Annotated in this window: 16 protein-coding genes; 3 read left to right on the top strand and 13 right to left on the bottom strand. The window is 69.6% G+C overall.

The window, feature by feature from the left end; translation table 11 throughout:
- From VI056_02680 to VI056_02620, 13 genes are all read right to left on the bottom strand, one after another.
- Positions 1-395: shikimate kinase (locus VI056_02680; GenBank protein HEY6201926.1), on the bottom strand; the 395-nt coding region annotated here is incomplete at its 3' end.
- 4 nt (positions 396-399) lie between these two features.
- The gene (gene aroC, locus VI056_02675) at positions 400-1,548 is read right to left on the bottom strand and encodes a chorismate synthase (GenBank protein ID HEY6201925.1); all 1,149 of its coding nucleotides are present in this window, start codon (positions 1,546-1,548) and stop codon (positions 400-402) included.
- The gene (gene aroE, locus VI056_02670) at positions 1,545-2,372 is read right to left on the bottom strand and encodes a shikimate dehydrogenase (GenBank protein HEY6201924.1); all 828 of its coding nucleotides are present in this window, start codon (positions 2,370-2,372) and stop codon (positions 1,545-1,547) included. The genes aroC and aroE overlap by 4 nt, the downstream gene beginning before the upstream one ends.
- 11 nt (positions 2,373-2,383) lie before the next feature.
- The gene (gene mltG / locus VI056_02665; GenBank protein ID HEY6201923.1) at positions 2,384-3,532 is read right to left on the bottom strand and encodes an endolytic transglycosylase MltG; all 1,149 of its coding nucleotides are present in this window, start codon (positions 3,530-3,532) and stop codon (positions 2,384-2,386) included.
- Positions 3,532-3,915 (bottom strand): Holliday junction resolvase RuvX, encoded by a 384-nt coding sequence (gene ruvX, locus VI056_02660; GenBank protein ID HEY6201922.1) that lies wholly within the window; start codon positions 3,913-3,915, stop codon positions 3,532-3,534. Before ruvX ends, mltG begins: the two co-directional genes overlap by 1 nt.
- A gap of 2 nt (positions 3,916-3,917) precedes the next feature.
- Complete coding sequence (locus VI056_02655; GenBank protein HEY6201921.1) at positions 3,918-5,426, bottom strand: baseplate J/gp47 family protein; 1,509 nt, start codon at positions 5,424-5,426, stop codon at positions 3,918-3,920.
- A complete protein-coding gene (locus VI056_02650) occupies positions 5,423-6,502 on the bottom strand; it encodes a hypothetical protein (GenBank protein HEY6201920.1) in 1,080 nt (359 codons plus the stop codon). Before VI056_02650 ends, VI056_02655 begins: the two co-directional genes overlap by 4 nt.
- On the bottom strand, positions 6,489-9,134 hold the full coding sequence (gene alaS, locus VI056_02645) for an alanine--tRNA ligase (GenBank protein ID HEY6201919.1): 2,646 nt from the start codon (positions 9,132-9,134) through the stop codon (positions 6,489-6,491). Before alaS ends, VI056_02650 begins: the two co-directional genes overlap by 14 nt.
- Positions 9,135-9,312: 178 nt before the next feature.
- Positions 9,313-9,594 carry a YtxH domain-containing protein gene (locus tag VI056_02640; GenBank protein HEY6201918.1) on the bottom strand — a complete coding sequence of 94 codons (282 nt, stop codon included), beginning with the start codon at positions 9,592-9,594 and terminating at the stop codon, positions 9,313-9,315.
- Between the two features lie 36 nt (positions 9,595-9,630).
- Positions 9,631-9,888, bottom strand: coding sequence for a hypothetical protein (locus tag VI056_02635; GenBank protein ID HEY6201917.1), 258 nt, complete (start codon positions 9,886-9,888; stop codon positions 9,631-9,633).
- A complete protein-coding gene (locus VI056_02630) occupies positions 9,888-11,276 on the bottom strand; it encodes a glycosyltransferase 87 family protein (protein ID HEY6201916.1) in 1,389 nt (462 codons plus the stop codon). Before VI056_02630 ends, VI056_02635 begins: the two co-directional genes overlap by 1 nt.
- An 8-nt stretch (positions 11,277-11,284) precedes the next feature.
- The gene (gene mnmA, locus VI056_02625; protein HEY6201915.1) at positions 11,285-12,364 is read right to left on the bottom strand and encodes a tRNA 2-thiouridine(34) synthase MnmA; all 1,080 of its coding nucleotides are present in this window, start codon (positions 12,362-12,364) and stop codon (positions 11,285-11,287) included.
- Positions 12,361-13,521, bottom strand: coding sequence for a cysteine desulfurase family protein (locus VI056_02620; protein ID HEY6201914.1), 1,161 nt, complete (start codon positions 13,519-13,521; stop codon positions 12,361-12,363). Before VI056_02620 ends, mnmA begins: the two co-directional genes overlap by 4 nt.
- Positions 13,522-13,540: 19 nt before the next feature.
- Here VI056_02620 and VI056_02615 point away from each other — a divergent pair, with 19 nt between their 5' ends.
- From VI056_02615 to VI056_02605, 3 genes are all read left to right on the top strand, one after another.
- On the top strand, positions 13,541-13,678 hold the full coding sequence (locus VI056_02615; protein HEY6201913.1) for a hypothetical protein: 138 nt from the start codon (positions 13,541-13,543) through the stop codon (positions 13,676-13,678).
- Positions 13,675-14,889 (top strand): crosslink repair DNA glycosylase YcaQ family protein, encoded by a 1,215-nt coding sequence (locus VI056_02610; GenBank protein HEY6201912.1) that lies wholly within the window; start codon positions 13,675-13,677, stop codon positions 14,887-14,889. The genes VI056_02615 and VI056_02610 overlap by 4 nt, the downstream gene beginning before the upstream one ends.
- 10 nt (positions 14,890-14,899) lie before the next feature.
- On the top strand, positions 14,900-15,735 hold an 836-nt coding region (locus VI056_02605; GenBank protein ID HEY6201911.1), incomplete at its 3' end, for a hypothetical protein.

The raw sequence follows: 15,735 nt of genomic DNA, 5'->3' as shown, positions 1-15,735 counted from the left end.
ACGGATCGCGCGCGGTCCCCCGGCGCCACATCCTGATTCGGCCGCTTCGCCATCGTCGCGGCGATCCCCGCGGTGACGCGCGCCACCGAGCCGCGCAGCCCGATGATCAGGCCGAGCTCGCGCATCCGCCTCCGGTTCTCCTCGCGGATCGGCGCACCGCCGCCGGTATCGACGACGATCCACGCCGGCGTCGGCCGAAAGGACGCGATGACGCGCGACTCGAGATCGCGGAAGCTCTCCATCCCGTCCTGCTCGATGACGTCCTTGTTCGGCTTTCGCGCCCGACGCGCGATGGCGCGGTCGGTCTCGACGACGCTCGCGCCCAGCCGGCTCGCGAGGAGAGGCGCGATGGTGCTCTTGCCGATGCCCGGCGGACCGACGATGAAGAGGTGCACGCGCCTATTTCCTCTGGTCGATCGGGCGGAGGCGGGTGCGATAGCGCTGGACCGCGGCGACCAGGTCGTCCGCGTTATCGCTGCCGAACTTCTCGAGGAGCGCATCGGCGAGTATCAACGCGAGCATCGCCTCCGCGACGACGCCGGCCGCCGGAATGATGCACACGTCGCTGCGCTCGACGTGCGCGGGTGACGACGCTCCGGTGCGAAGGTCGGCTGAGGGCAGCGGCTTCATCAGCGTCGAGATCGGCTTGAACGCGACCTCGACGATGATGTCCTCCCCGTTGCTCATGCCGCCCTCGAGGCCGCCGGCGCGGTTGCGGCTACGTGTGAAGTGTCCGTCGGCGACGCTGATCGGATCGTGCACGGCGCTGCCGCGCTCGCGTGCCGCGGCGAACGCGTCGGCGAACTGCACGCCCTTCGCGCTCTGGATCGACAGCAGCGCCTGTGCGATGCGCCCGTCGAGGCGGCGATCCCACTGCGCCGACGTGCCGAGTCCGGCGACGACGCCGCTCGCGCGAACGGCGACGATGCCGCCGAGCGTGTCGCCTGCCTCTCGCGCAGCGGCGATCGCGGCCACCATCGCCTGCGAACGGCTCGCGTCCGCGCAGCGCACCTCGCTTGCCTCGACCGCCTCGGAATCGAAGCGAGGCTCGCTCTCGACGTCGCCGATCGCCTTCGTCTCGCTCCGCACCTCCATGCCCACCAGCCTGAGCACGGCCTTCGCGATCGCGCCGGCCGCCACGCGCGCCGCCGTCTCCCGCGCGCTGGAGCGCTCGATGACGTCGCGCACGTCCTCATGCCCGAACTTGAGAGCGCCCGCGAGGTCGGCGTGGCCCGGCCGGAGGCGTGTCACCGGATCGGGCGGATCCAGCACGGGTTCGACGCTCATCACGCGCTCCCAGTTCACGGCGTCGCGGTTCGCGATCTGCAAAGCGATCGGCGCGCCCGTTGACCGTCCGTGCCGGACGCCGCCGGTGATGTTCACCGCGTCGCGCTCGATCTTCTGTCGTGCACCGCGGCCGTAGCCGAGCTGCCGGCGCCGCAGATCGCTGTCGATATCGGCCGCGGCAATGGCAACGCCGGCCGGAACGCCGTCCAGGACCGCGACGAGCCCCGGACCGTGCGACTCGCCGGCGGTGAGGAGCCTCATATCGCGCGCGGGAGGGCCGCGCGCATCACCGCGAGCGGCGCCTCCCGGCCCGTCCACATGGCGAACGAGCGCGCCGCCTGATAGAGCAACACCAGGAGTCCGTCCACGACAACGACATTCTTGACGGCGCGCGCCCGCTTGACGAGCGGCGTCACCGCGGCGGTGGGCACAAGGTCCACGACCCGCAGACCCTCGCGGATCTCGAACCCCTCGAGTGGATCCTCACCGTGCAGGCCAAGCGGGGTCGCATTGACCACCCCTGCGACCGCCTCGAGATCGTCGGGTGTCGGCCACAGCACGGCGGACGCCCGCCGACCGTCGACCTCGATCCCCGCGACGAGCTGCTCCGCGCGCTGGCGACTCCGGTTCGCGATCCGCACCTCGTTCCCGCGCTGTAGGAGCACGACGGCGCAGGCCCGCGCTGCCCCGCCGGCCCCCAGCACGAGCACGGTCTCTCCCGCGAACAGCGTCGCGCCGCGTCCGGGTCGCGGCTCGGTGATCGCGCGCTCGAAACCATACACGTCGGTGTTCTCCCCGATGAGGCGCCCGCCGCGCCGGACGATCGTGTTGACGGCGCCCACCCGCCGTGCGTCCTGCCCCGCGTCGTCCATGAATCGCAGCGCGCGTTCCTTGTGCGGGATCGTGACGTTCGCGCCCAGCACGTCGTCCTTGCGCAGCGCTTCGACGAAATCCTCGAGCCGATCCGACTCGACATCACGTGTCTCGTACCGGTGCGGCAGACCGAGCGCCAGGAACGCGGCGTTGTGCATCGCCGGCGAGAGCGAGTGCGCCACGGGGTGGCCGAGCAGGTATACGTTCGCCACAGCTCACACGCTCATTTGTTCCCGTATTTGACCCGATTGGCCTCGTGCTCCTCGAGCGTGACGGCGAACGCGTGCCCGCCGGTGCCGTCGCTCTTCGCGACGAAATAGAAGTACGGCACGTCGGCCGGTTTCGCGGCGCCTTCAAGCGCGGCGACGCCAGGATTCGCGATCGGCGTCGGCGGCAGGCCCGCATGTAGATAGGTGTTGTACGGCGAGTCCAGCTTGAGGTCGTCGAGCGAGAGCTCGCGCCACTCGCCGATCGCGTACTGGATCGTCGGGTCCGCGTCGAGCTTCATGCCGATCCGCAGGCGATTGGTGTAGACGCCCGCGATCGTCGGGCTCTCGCCGCGGTCGCGCGCTTCTCGTTCGACGATCGAGGCGAGCTTCACGATGTCGTAGATCGGGACCTTCCGTTCCGCCGACGCGGACCGGAGCGTCGTCCCCACCTTGCGCTCGAACGTGTCCAGGAGTACGTCGACGATCTGCGGCGCCGTCGCGTCCGGCCGCATGAAGTACGTGTCGGGAAAGAGGAAGCCCTCAAGCGGTGTCGTCGAATCGAGACCCGCGAGCACGGTGTTCTTCCGATCGCCGACGACCGCCGCCGCGCTGAACGCCTGCTTGGTTATGGAGGGGAACGCCTTGTTCACGGCCGTCGCGATCTCGGAGAGCCGCCAGCCGTCGATGAGGCGCAAAACGATCTGCTCGCCGGGCGCCTTCTCAAAGAGCTTCGCCAGGTCGCGCGGAGAGAGCGCGGCGGACACCGTGTAGCTGCCGGACTGCAGCGCGTTCTCGCGCTCCATCTCGTAGAGCACGTAGTCGAAGGCGAGGGCGGATCGGATGATCCCCTCCTGTTCGAGCCGCTTTCCGATCTGACCGGCCGTCTCGCCACGCGCGATCACGAATGCCCGGTTGTCCGCGCGCGGGTCCTTCGCCAGATCGACCTCGTTCGCCACGCGATCCGCAACGAAACCGCGGATGAAATCCTGACGCAGGAGCGTGTCGTGTTCGGTGACGTACGCCACGGCCGCGTCCTCGGCGAGCGGCCTGCCCACCACATAGAGACCGACGGCCATCAGCCCGACGAACAAGAGAAATGCGAACGGCCCGAGCGATGAGCGCCGCTGCCGCGGCGGTGCCGCACGCTCGCGTGACGGCGGCATCAGTCGGCCCGGCGTCGCGACAGGAAGTCTTCGAGGAGCACGGTCGCCGCGCCGGCGTCGAGATCGGCCGCGCCACGGCGAGCGGCCTCAGCGGTCGTGAAGCGCTCGTCGTAGAGATCGACCGGAAGCCCGAGCGCGGCGCACGCGTCGGCGAACCGGCGCACACGCTGCGCCTGAGGCCCGTCGTCGCCGCGCAGGGTCAGCGGAAGACCGATGACCAGAGCACCAACCTCCTCTTTCGCGATCAGCTCACGGAGGCTCGCGAGATCGGCCTCGAGGTTGCGTCGCGCCAGCGTCCGGAGCGGCCGCGCCAGGCCGAAGGTGTCGTCACCGACGGCGAGGCCGATGCGGCGATCGCCGACGTCCAGCGCAAGATAGCGCACGCTCAGGGCGAGGCAGCCGATGCCTGGGTATCCACCTCGATGCGCAGGCGTGAATCGAAGAACGGGAACCGCGGCCACCAGCCCGGCCAGATGGTGTAGCTCCGTAGCTCCAGTCCCTGCCCTTCGATGACGGCCTGTGCCTCGGTGAACTCACGACCGGCGAGCGCAGTCCGCAGTGGCGCCTCCTTCACCTGCGGGAATTGCGAGGTGCTCGCGCGCACGCGCCACTGGACGCCGTTGTCGACGAGCGTCGGACCGATGATGACCGCGACACCCGCGGCGGCCTCGTCGATGTCGTATTCGGGATCGGCCTGCTGCTTCAGCTTCGTGATCGTCGTGGCGCGCGGCTCGGCCTCGGAGACGCTGTAGCCCGTGACCGTTCCCGTGACCGTCAGCTCGAACATGCCGTTCGGCGGCTCGGTGCCCACCAGACCGGAGGACCCCGTGACCGAGGTCACCTTCGTGACGGGGCCATAGATGATCCGGCCCTTGTTCGCCGCATCCGCCTTCCACTCGACGACCTTCTCCAGGCCGCGTTTGCGAAGCTCCCCCTCGGCGCGGCCGGCGGCGAGTCCGTAGTCCGACCCGGTGACGACGGCGAACTTCTTGATCTCGCCGCCCGCCGTCGCCTGCGGATTGCCCACCGCGTAGTCCTCGCGATCGGTCACCGTGATCGTGTTCGCCGCGACGTTGCCCGCCGGACCGGCATCAAGGGCCTCGATCGCGATATCGACGGTCCCGAACTTCACGAACGGCGGGAGGATGTCGAGCGAGCTTCGCGGGATGATCTTCTCCTCGGTCGTCTGGAAGCGAACGTTGTCGCGCGTGCGCACGACAGTGCCCTTGAGGACGCGCGTTTCCTGCGTGACCCGATTCGTGAACCGGGCGACGCCCTTCGCCTTGATCGGGTCGAGACGCTCGCCCGTCGCCGGCTGTGCGTACTTCTGACTCTGGTCGTTCGCGACCAGCGTCAGAGCGCCGGGGATCTCGCCCTGCGGACCAGCCCGAAGCTCGAACTCGATCGGACCGAGCGCCTTCGAGACCGGCTTCACGACCACCGTCGCCCACGGTCCGATCACGACCATCAGCACGAGCGCCGCGGCGAGCAGGCTTCCGAGGATCCCGAGGATCCGAATGGGTGACGAGCCCGTGGCGGCGCGCTTGACCCGCGCCGGTCGCGCGAGGGCGGCGCGTCGCGCGGTCGTGAGTGGCTCGGTCGCATCGAGCTCCTGCCGCTCGAGCGCGGCGGTGCTCGCGAAGGCCGGCAGATGGACCGATGACGCCAGGGAGCGAGCACGCGTGTCAGGCGAGACGATCGCAAGACGTCGCGTGCCGGCGGCGCGGCGCGCGACCTCGAAGAACACCGCGTTGCGGGCGGCGGGCGCGCCGGCGGAGATGGAGAGCACCAGATCGTCCGCAGCGGGCGCGGCGGCGATGCGCTCCACCGCTTCCAGCACGCTCGCGCGCGGTCCGAGCTCGACCACGGTGCGTCCGGCGACCGGCACGGTCATGAGACGAAGATCCCGGATGCGATCGCAGCGGCCCCGACGGCGACAAGATCGTCCGCACGCAGCTGCACATCACCATATGCGCGGCTCGCGATGCCGACCGACAGCGGCGTGACATCGACCGCGCCGCCGCGGACGCCGCCCACCGCCTCGTCGAGCGCGCGCGTCAGTGCCGACAGCGAGTCGGGGATGCCGACGAACAGCCAGCGTGCCGGCGGGAGTCCGTCGAGCGTGTGCAGCGATGCGACGATGCAGTCGGCCCACACGCGCGCGTCCGCCTCGAGACGGTCCGGGCGCGACAGGAGCGCGATGCGGCCGAGACCGAAGGCGCGCGTCGCGACGACGCGCCCCTCCCGCAGGATCGCGAGCGCGGTGACGTCGGCGCCGAGTCGCAGCACGCCGGCGTCGAGCACGCCGGACTCCGTGAGGAGACGGCCAAGCGCATAGGCACCCGGCACCACGGCACCACGGTGACGGGCGGTCTCGAGCGCCCCGATCGCGGCTCCCGACAAGACTAGGGGAGCGACGCTGACGTCGGTCCAGACCTCCACGAGTCCGCCGCGCTGCCCGACGAGGGACGCGAGCTGACGACCGTCGAGCGAGAGGGACGCGACGTCCTCGTGCAGCCGCGCGGTCGGCACACCCCGGAGCGCGGGGTCTTCTTCGGCACTCGCCGAGGCGCTCTTCGCCGCGACCGTAGCGGCCTCGCGCGTCGCGCGCGAGATCTCGCTCGCCGCGACCGGAGCCTCGGACGATTCGCGCTCGAATGAGGTCGAGAGGTGGTAGGTCCGCACATCGTCGCCATCGATCGCCACCACCGACCGGTCCACACGCTGGCCTCGCTCGGCGGCGGCGAACGCTGTGACAAGCGCCGCGGACACCGAGTCGCGATCGACGACGAGCCCGCCGGTCACCGCACCCTCGGCGAGGCCAGCCTCGCCGCGCCCGGTGACACGGAGCCGCGTGTTCTCGCGCGTCGCGACGATGACCCGCGCGACCGTGGCGGAGAGCTCCACGCCGGCGACCAGCGGGCCTCTCGGTCCGACCGAGCGGGTATCGCGTGCGCTAGTGGAGGCCACGTCCCCCATCCAAACGTGCGCGCACCGCTTCCCGTGCCGTCTCGAGCGCCTCGGCGATCCGAGCAGGGTTCTTTCCACCGGCTGAGGCGCTCTCCGGGCGGCCGCCACCTCTGCCGTCGATGATGGGCGCGAGCACCTCTTTCACCAGCGCGTCCGCGTTCACCTTCGACGACAGGTCCTTCGTCACATACACGACCAGCGCCGCCGTGCCGTTGCGCCTCGCACCTAGCACCACGACACCGGATCCGATCGTCTCCCGGATCCGATCCGAAAGCGCGCGCAGCCCATTGACGTCGCCGTCGCCCACGTCGGCCGCGACGAGCTTCGCGTTCCCGACCACCACCGCCGTCGCGAGGAGCGAAGCCGCCACACTGTCCACGCCGCTGCGCTGCAGCGTCGCGAGCTCCTTTTCCAGGCGCTCGCGAGACTCGAGCAGCTGCGTGACGCTCTCCGGCACCCGCGTTGGCGGAACGCGAAGCGCCGCCGCCGCGCGAGACAGGCGGTCGCGCACGTCGCGCACCTCGCGCAGGGCGCCGACACCGGTGACCGCCTCGATGCGTCGCACGCCCGCACCGATGCTCTCTTCCTTCGTGATGAGGAACGGGCCGATGTCGCCGGTGCAGTGGCAATGCGTGCCGCCGCAGAGCTCGCGGCTCGGACCCGCTTCGATCACGCGGACCTCGTCGTCGTATTTCTCGCCGAAGAGCGCCATCGCACCCGACGCGAGCGCTTGGCTCAGCGGCATCACGCGCGCATGAACGCTCGCGTTGTCGAGGATCGCGCGATTCACTTCGTCCTCGACACGCTGGAGCTCCTGCGGCGTGACCGCGCGACCGAACGTGAAGTCGAAACGCAGATTCGGCGCGTGCACGAGCGAGCCCGCCTGGTGGACGTCCTCACCAAAGAGGTTCCGCAGGGTCGCGTGCAGCAGATGCGTCGCGGTGTGATTGCGCATCGTGTCGCGGCGCAGCTCCTCGTCGACGGCGGCGTGCGCACGCCCCGACACGCGCAGGACGCCATCGACGACCTTCGCGCTCATCACGATCACACCGGGCGCAGCGGTCTGAGTGTCCGCGACCATCGCGCGGCCCTCGTCCGTCGTGATCGTGCCCCGGTCGCCGACCTGGCCGCCGCCCTCCGGGTAGAAAGGAGTGCGGTCGAGAACGATCTCCACATCCGCACCCTCATGCGCGAGCTCCACGCGCGAGCCGCCGACGACGAGCGACGCGATCGTCCCATCCGTCGCGAGCTCGTCGTATCCGGTGAACTCGCTGCGAAGACCTTGCGTCTCGCGGAGCAACGAGTAGAACTGCCCGAAGCGCATCGCGTCCTGCGTGAACTTGGCCGTCGCGCGGCTGCGGCTGCGCTGACCCTCGAGGAGCTCGTTGAAGCCGCGCTCGTCGACCGTAAGGCCGGCGGCCGCGGCGATCTCTTTCGTCATCTCCAGCGGGAAGCCGTACGTGTCGGAGAGCCTGAAGGCCGTGTCGCGATCGATCCACTTCTGGCCCTCAGCCCTCGCGCGCGCGATCGCCTCGTTCAGCATCGTTAGGCCGTTCGCGAGCGTCCGCTCGAACTTGTCCTCCTCGTCCGCGATCACCTGCGTGATGCGGTCGCGGGCCTTCGTCAGCTCGTGGTAGTGCTTCTGCATCGTCTTCACGACCTCGCCGCCGAGCGTGGCCAGGACACCGGTCCTCAGGCCGAGGCGCCGCCCATGCAGCGCGGCGCGACGGATGAGCCGCCGGAGCACATACCCGCGGAACTCGTTCGATGGCACGACCCCGTCGGCGATGAGGAACGTCGCCGCCCGTGAGTGCTCGGCGACGATGCGGATCGACACGTCGGTGTCACGGTCGTCGCCGTACTTCTTGCCAGCGAGCGACTCGATCTTCTTCACCGTCGGTTGGAACAGGTCCGTGCGGTACACGTCGCCCGGGACGTCCTGCAGGACCTGTGTCAGACGCTCGAGGCCCGCCCCGGTGTCGATGTTCCGCTTCGCGAGCGGGACGAGCGTACCGTCGGCCTTACGGTCGAACTCCTGGAACACGAAATTCCAGATCTCGAGCCAGCGCCCGCAGTCCTCGCTCGGGTCGCACTGATGCTCCGCCACGCCCGGCTGCGGACCCTTGTCGATGAAGACCTCGCTGTCATAGCCATAGAGGCCGGTCGGCCCGAGTGCCCACGTGTTCTCCGCGTCGCCGAGGCGGAACATCTTCTCCGGCGGCAGGTACGCGAGAGTCTTGGTCCAGATCTCGTAGGCCTCGTCGTCGCTGGTGTGGACGGTCGCGACGAGCTTCGTGCCGTCGAAGCCGAACACCTTGGTCAGCAGCTCCCAGCCCCACTCGATCGCTTCCTTCTTCCAGTAGTCGCCGATGCCGAAGTTGCCGAGCATCTCGAAGAAGGTCTGGTGGTAGCCGTCCCGGCCGACCTCCTCGATGTCGGTCGCGCGGAAGACCTTCTGCACCGCAACGATCCGCTTGGCCGGCGGCTGCTTCTTGCCGAGGAAGTAGGGCACGAGCGGCTGCATCCCGGCGCTGGTGAAGAGCACGCTTGGATCGTCCTTCAGGATCAGCGGCCAGCTCGGCATGCGGGTGTGGCCCTTCTCTTCGAAGAACTTGATGAACCGCTCTCGGATCTCGGCGCTGTCCGTTGACCCCTACTCCCTTCGCTGGCTTCGCCTGCTCCGGTCGTGGGGGCCGGATACGGGCGGCTCGGGCCGGATGAACCGGCCCTCGCTTTTCCTGTATAGAAAAACGCGGGGCGACCACACGGTCAGCTCCCCGCGTTCCCCCGTCCTGACTAGGAGTCTAACGTCAGGATTTCGCGGACGGACCGCCCTCGCCGCTGCGAGCGCCGCTCTCTGAGCGCTGGCCAACGCCGGAACGATCCCATTGGCGCTTGGCCTCGTCGACGAGCTCTCGCCCCTTGACCTGAGCCTGCTGCGAGAGATCGTTCGCGATCTTCTGCAGCTCATCCGCGCGGCGCTTGAGCTCCTCGCTCCGCACGCGCAGCTCTTCGCGTGTCAGGTCGCCCGTCTTCGGCGCGTACAGCAGCGCAACGACGGCGCCGGTGAGCAGACCGATGAGGAATCCCATGGCATGTCTCCCTATTTCTTTTCTTCACTACTGACCTTAACCCCTCGGGCGCGGCTCCGCGACGCTCACGGCGAATGCGGCCACCAGTGCCGCGAGAGCTGCGAGAAGCAAGTGAGCGTCTCCCAACACGCCCAGTCGCCATCCAGATATCTCGCCGGCCGCCTGAGCGAGCGCGACCGCCGCGGCCGCGAGCACCCAGGCCGCGCCGAGAGAGCGCGGACGCCCGAGCGCGGCGCGCAGCGCGGCGGGAACTCCGATCGCCACGAGAGCGAGGGGGATGAGCGCGGGCGGCACTAGGCGGCGCGGCCGCGCCGCGCGACGAGCGCGAGCCGGCGCGCGGGCAGTGCGAACAGCGTCAGCGCTCCGGCCGCCTGCGCGCGCTCCGGCGTGAGATCGCCCAGGGGCATCCGCGCGACCGCGGCCGCCGCGAACAGCGGGATCAGGAAGAAGTAGGAGAAGAGGCTGCGCCAAGCGAAGAACAGCGGAACGAGCGCAAGCACCACGCCGAGCTCGGGGCTCGTACGTCGCGAGCGCCAAGCGATGACGAGGCACAGCACCGCGCAGATCCCTTCCATCGCGAGATACGCGCCCGCGGGGAGCAGTGGAAGCCCGCCGTTCGTTCCGAGGAAGATGATCCCCGCGCCGCGCGCGAACATCGGATCAGAAAGGGGTGTCGTGATCCCCTCGAGCCAGTCTCGCGGATGCCACAGGATGAACGGCAGGTTCGTCGCGATGAAGACCGCGGCCGCGATCGCGGCGCGGCGCAGACCCTCGCGCCACCCATGCGTCGTGACGACCGCGATGAGGTAGAAGGGCGCGAAGAACCAGGCGAGCTGCTTCGTCGCTGCGGCGATGCCGTACGCGAGCGCGCTCCAGCGCCGCTCGCGCCAGAGCCACGCGGCCGCGAGCGGGAGCACGTAGAGGAGGTCCGCGCTGCCGCTGACCGTGAACGCCGCCAGGGACGCCGCGCCAAGCACCGCGGTCAGCATGAACGGTCGCAGTCCGGCGGACGTTCGCCAGACGACGAGCGCCATTGCCGCGATGAGGCACAGGACGTAGAGCCGGTTGGTATCCCAGCCAAGCGCCACGAACGGGATGATGAACAGGAACGACAGCGCGGGGTACGACGGCCGCGACACGAACTCGACATTGCCACCCTCACGCGCCCGCAGCGCCCACGCCGCGTCGAGCTGATCGTCGGTGGGATACACCGCGACGTTCGCGAATTGACCGAGCTTCAGCGGCGTGGTGCGATCCGCGCCGATCCCAAGCTGCGCATAGCAATCGAAGATGTCGAGGGACGAATACGGATCGCGACCCTGGAGCACCAATCGGGCAGCGCAGTCGTTCAGCGCGATCGCGTCGTTGTGATACGGCGTCCAATCCCAGGATCGCTGCCGCGGCACGTCCGAGATCCACGCGAGGGACACGAGCGCCATCACGCTCGCAGAGAGCCAGAGGGCGCGATGAAGACGGACGTGCGCCGGCGGTGTCGCGGCGTCACCGCGACCTGTGCCACGCACGGCGGCGATCAGCACCGCGAGCGCCGCGCCGATGGCGACGACCACCGCGATCGCGCCCGGCCGCTCGGGCCGCTGGATGACGATGCTATTCAGCAGGCCGGCGTAGTAGAGGACCGCGCCCGCCACCGCGATCGCGGCCATCCGCAAGAGGGCGCGCACGGGGGCTTCTAGCCCGGGCTGACGGCGCGGACGATGCCGCCCCCCACGACCTCGTCCTCGTCATAGAACACGACTGCCTGGCCGGGTGCGACGAGAGCGGGCGCCGCGAGTCGGAGGATCGCGCCATCTGGGATCACGCCCACGGTCGCGGCAAGGGGCGTGCCGCGATAACGGAGGACCGCGGAGGTCTCAAAGGTCGTGCCCGGCGCCGCGTCACGCGTGAAGTGAATGTCCCGAAGCTCGTAGGTGGTCCGCGTGATCTCCTCGCGCGTCCCGACGATGGCCGCCGAGCGCTCGGGCTCGAGACGCAGCACGTAGAGGCGTTCGCCGGTCGCGACGCCCGTTCCTGAGCGCTGACCCACTGTGAGCCCGCCGATGCCGGCGTGCCGGCCGACGACGCTGCCGTCGACGCGCTCGACCGGGCCGGCCTCGAACGCGAGCGGCGCGCGGTGTCGCACCAGGTCGCGGTAGTCGCCGGCGACGAAACAGATGTCCATGCTCTCGGCCTTCGTCGCGGTCGGAAGATCGAACCGCGCCGCGATCTCGCGCGTCTCGGTCTTGTTCGCCAGCTCGCCGATCGGGAACAGCGTCCGCCGCAGCTCGCGCTGCCCGAGCATGTAGAGCGCGTACGACTGATCCTTCGCGACGTCGCGTGCACGGAGCAGCCGCCTCGTCCCGTCATCCGCGTCGGCGACGCGCGCGTAGTGCCCGGTCGCAAGGCGCGAGCCGCCGAACTTCGCGACGACGTCGCGCAGCAGCGCCTCGAACTTCACGTGGTGATTGCACGAAACGCACGGATTCGGTGTCTCGCCGGACGCGTAGGAATCGACGAAACGGTCGACGACCTGTTTGCCGAAGACCTCGGCGTAGTCGAGCGCGTAGAACGGGATGCCGAGCGTCGCGGCGGCACGCCGCGCATCCTCCCCCGCCTGGTCGGTGCCGCAGCACCGCGGCGCGTCAGTGTCCACGCCACCCGGCACGAGCCGCATCCAGACACCGACCACGTCCTCACCTCGCTCGAGCAGCAGTGCCGCGGCCACCGCTGAATCGACACCGCCGCTCATCGCGACGAAGACCTTATCGCTCAAACCGACACCGCTGACGCCTCGCGCAAACGAGCAACGATCGGCGGCAGCGCCGCCACCAGCGCGTCGACGTCCGCCTCGGTGGTCGCCCGGCCGACCGTCAGTCGTAGCGAGCCCTGCGCGACGTGCCGCTCCAGGCCGAGCGCAAGCAGGACGTGCGACGGCTCGGTATCGCCGGACGTGCACGCCGAGCCGCTCGACGCGGCGAACCCCGCGAGATCGAGCGCGACGATGAGTGACTCGCCCTGCGTGCCCGTAAAACAGAAGGAGGCGTTATTCGGCAGCCGCTCGGTGCGGTGTCCGGTCAGGACCGCGTCCGGCACGCGCGCGAGCACGCCGTCGATGATCCGGTCGCGCAGCCGCGCCTGGCGCGCCGATTCGGTCAAGCGCCGCTGGGCCGCGACGCGGAGAGCGATGCCGAGGCCGACGATGCCCGCGACGTTCTCGGTCCCCGTGCGTCGACCCTTCTCCTGCCCGCCGCCGGTCTGGATCGTCGCGAGCCGCGTGCCGCGACGCACATAGAGGGCGCCGACACCCTTCGGTCCGTAGAACTTGTGCGCGTTGACGGAGACGAGATCGACGGGGATCCGACGCACGTCGAAGTCGAGCGCGCCGACGGTCTGCACCGCGTCCGTGTGAAGTTTGACGCCGCGGTCGCGGCACAGCGCGCCGATCTCGGCGATCGGCTGGATCGTGCCGATCTCGTTGTTCGCATGCATGACCGACACAAGCGTCGTCTTCGACTCGATCGCCGCCGCGATGGCGGCGGGATCGACGCGGCCGTCGCGATCCACGCCGACAACTGTGACGCGCGCTCGACCATGCGACTCGAGGTCTCGCGCCGTGTCGAGGACGGCGTGGTGCTCGATCGCGGTGGTCACCATGTGGTCGCCGAGACCGCGGCGCGCCTGCATCACTCCGCGCAGCGCCAGGTTGTCTGCCTCTGTGCCGCCGCTGGTGAAGACGATCTCGCTGGGCTCCGCGCCCAACGAGGCGGCGACCTCCTCGCGCGCGTTGTCGACGAGTGCGCGCGCGGCCCGGCCCTCGGCGTAGATGCTCGAAGGATTGCCGTGCGTCTCGTGCAGCACGCGCGCCATGGCGTCGGCGACCTCGGGATCGACGGGTGTGGTCGCTGCGTGATCGAGATAGACGCGCTTCACCTGTGTAAGTCTAGGCGTGATGCTGCCCTTCTTCGCGGCGATCGGCCTGTTCGTGACGCTCGTACTGCTCTGGCTGGGCGAGCAACTCGCGGACCGTGCTGAACGCCGCCCGCGGTCTTCGCGCGTCCGTCTGCCGCCGGGCGGGCGGCGCAAGTGAGCGAGCCCGAGATCAGCCTTCGCGCGGCGCGGCGGCTCGTCATCGACGCGCAGCTTCTTGGTGCCGAGCGACAGATGCCCGACCGCCGCGGGATCCTCGCGACAGTCGATCGCGTCATCTGGCTGCAGCTCGATCCGACCTCTGCCGTCGCGCGCAGTCACTTTCTCGTGCTCTGGAGCCGTCTCGGGCAGTACGAGCGGGAAGACGTCGCACGACTCATCTACAAGGACCAGCGCCTCTTCGAGTGGCGCGCCTTCCTCTATCCGACGCGCCACCTCCCCTTCTATCGGCTCGCGATGCGGAGCATGTCGACGAACCCGTACTGGCAGCCTCGCATGGCGTGGATGCGCAAGAACTTGCCGCTCCGGCGACAGATCCTGTCGCGGCTGCGGCGAGAGGGGCCGCTTGCGACGAGCGCGTTCGACGGACGCGATGCCGTCTCGTGGCGCTCGACCGGGTGGACCAACGACCGCAATGCGAGCCAGATGCTCGAGTTCCTGTCGGCCCAAGGCCGCGTGCTCGTCGCCGGTCGTTCTGGTCAGGAGCGGCTCTGGGATCTCACCGAGCGATGCGTCCCCGAGAAAGCCCTGGTATCCACAGCGCCTCCGACCAAGTTGATGCGCGATGCAGCCATCCGGGCGACGCGCGCGCTCGGCGTGGCGACTCCGACCCAGATCCAGAACATGCTTCCCTACACGATCCGCGACTCCATCGCGAAGACGATCGTGTCACTGGAGCGCACGGGCGAGCTCGTGCCGGCACGCGTCGGGTCGTCCGCTGATGGAACGCTCAAAGGCCGCTGGTACGTGCACGCAGCCGATGTGGAGAGGATCCCGCAGCTCGATCGGAGCTGGAGCGGTCGCACCACGCTGCTCTCGCCGTTCGACACGCTGATCCGTGACCGTGCGCGGGCGGAGGCGCTCTTCGGCATGCGCTACCGCATCGAGATCTACGTCCCGCCGGCGAAGCGGCAGTACGGCTACTTCGCGATGCCGATCCTGGACGACGACGAGCTCATCGGAGTCATCGATCCGCGCGTCGACCGCGAGAAGGACACATTCGTCGTCAACGCGGTCCATCTCCGGCCGGATGTGAAGCGTGATCGGAACACCGGCCGAGCCGTCGCGCGAGCGCTCGACGACCTTGCGCGGTTCACCGGCGTGTCGCGCGTCGCCGTTCCGGCTGGCGTCGGCTTGCCTGGCCTCCGCTAGCGTCGGCGTCGTGCGAGCCTTGCTGCTCGGAGCGCTGCTTCTCGCGGCGTGCGTTCCGCCGTCGTCGACTCCGGCTACACCGACGCTGTCGTCGCCCGTCACGCTCGGCGCGACGCCGACCTCCGTCGCCACGCGATCGGCCGTCCCAGCCTCCGCCTTCGCTGATGGCGCCTCCGCGCCGTGGCCCGTCGTGCTCTACGAAGGTGAAGGCTTCATCGTGAGTCAGCGCACGGAGTCCGCGACGAAGGAGGTCGCTCGACCGTGCGGGCCCCTCTCCCGGCTCGAGGCTCGGCCCGCCGGCCTGCTGACCTGGTGTCGCGCCGCAGCGTCGGACTCCGCCGAGCTCCGCCTCATCTCGGTCCCCGACGGCCGCGTCACCGTACTCGCTTCAGGTGTCCTTCCATCGTGGAACGCGGACGTGTCGCCCGATGGCCGCTGGGTCGCCGCGTTCCGCCCTGGTGACTGTCCGATGCCTGCGCCGGTGTGCCAGACGCGCGCGGTCCTCATCGACGTCGCGAGCAAGACCGAGCGCGAGATCCTCCCGAGCGGCTACCCGCTCGGCGCGACGCTTGAGTGGAACGCGCTCGGCTTGACGCTTTTCCAACCTGAATGCGCGGAGGCGGGTTGCGCCGGAGCCGGCGACAAGAGCGGGACGTTCGTCTGGGACGGGTCGGCTCTCAAGAAGTGGAGTGATCTGCGTTTCGCGGCGAGGTCCGGCGAGTGGACCCTGCTCGAGCAGCTGCGTGCTTTCTACGAGGAGCCACGCACTGTGATCGTGCGCGGGCCGCAGGGCCAGCGCGGCACGCTGCTGCGGCTGGCGCCCGACGGTCGCGTCATTTGGCAGGT

The organism is Candidatus Limnocylindria bacterium (genome assembly GCA_036523395.1).
Taxonomy (GTDB): Bacteria; Chloroflexota; Limnocylindria; order P2-11E; family P2-11E; genus CF-39.
This window is presented reverse-complemented; position numbering and strand designations above follow the sequence as displayed.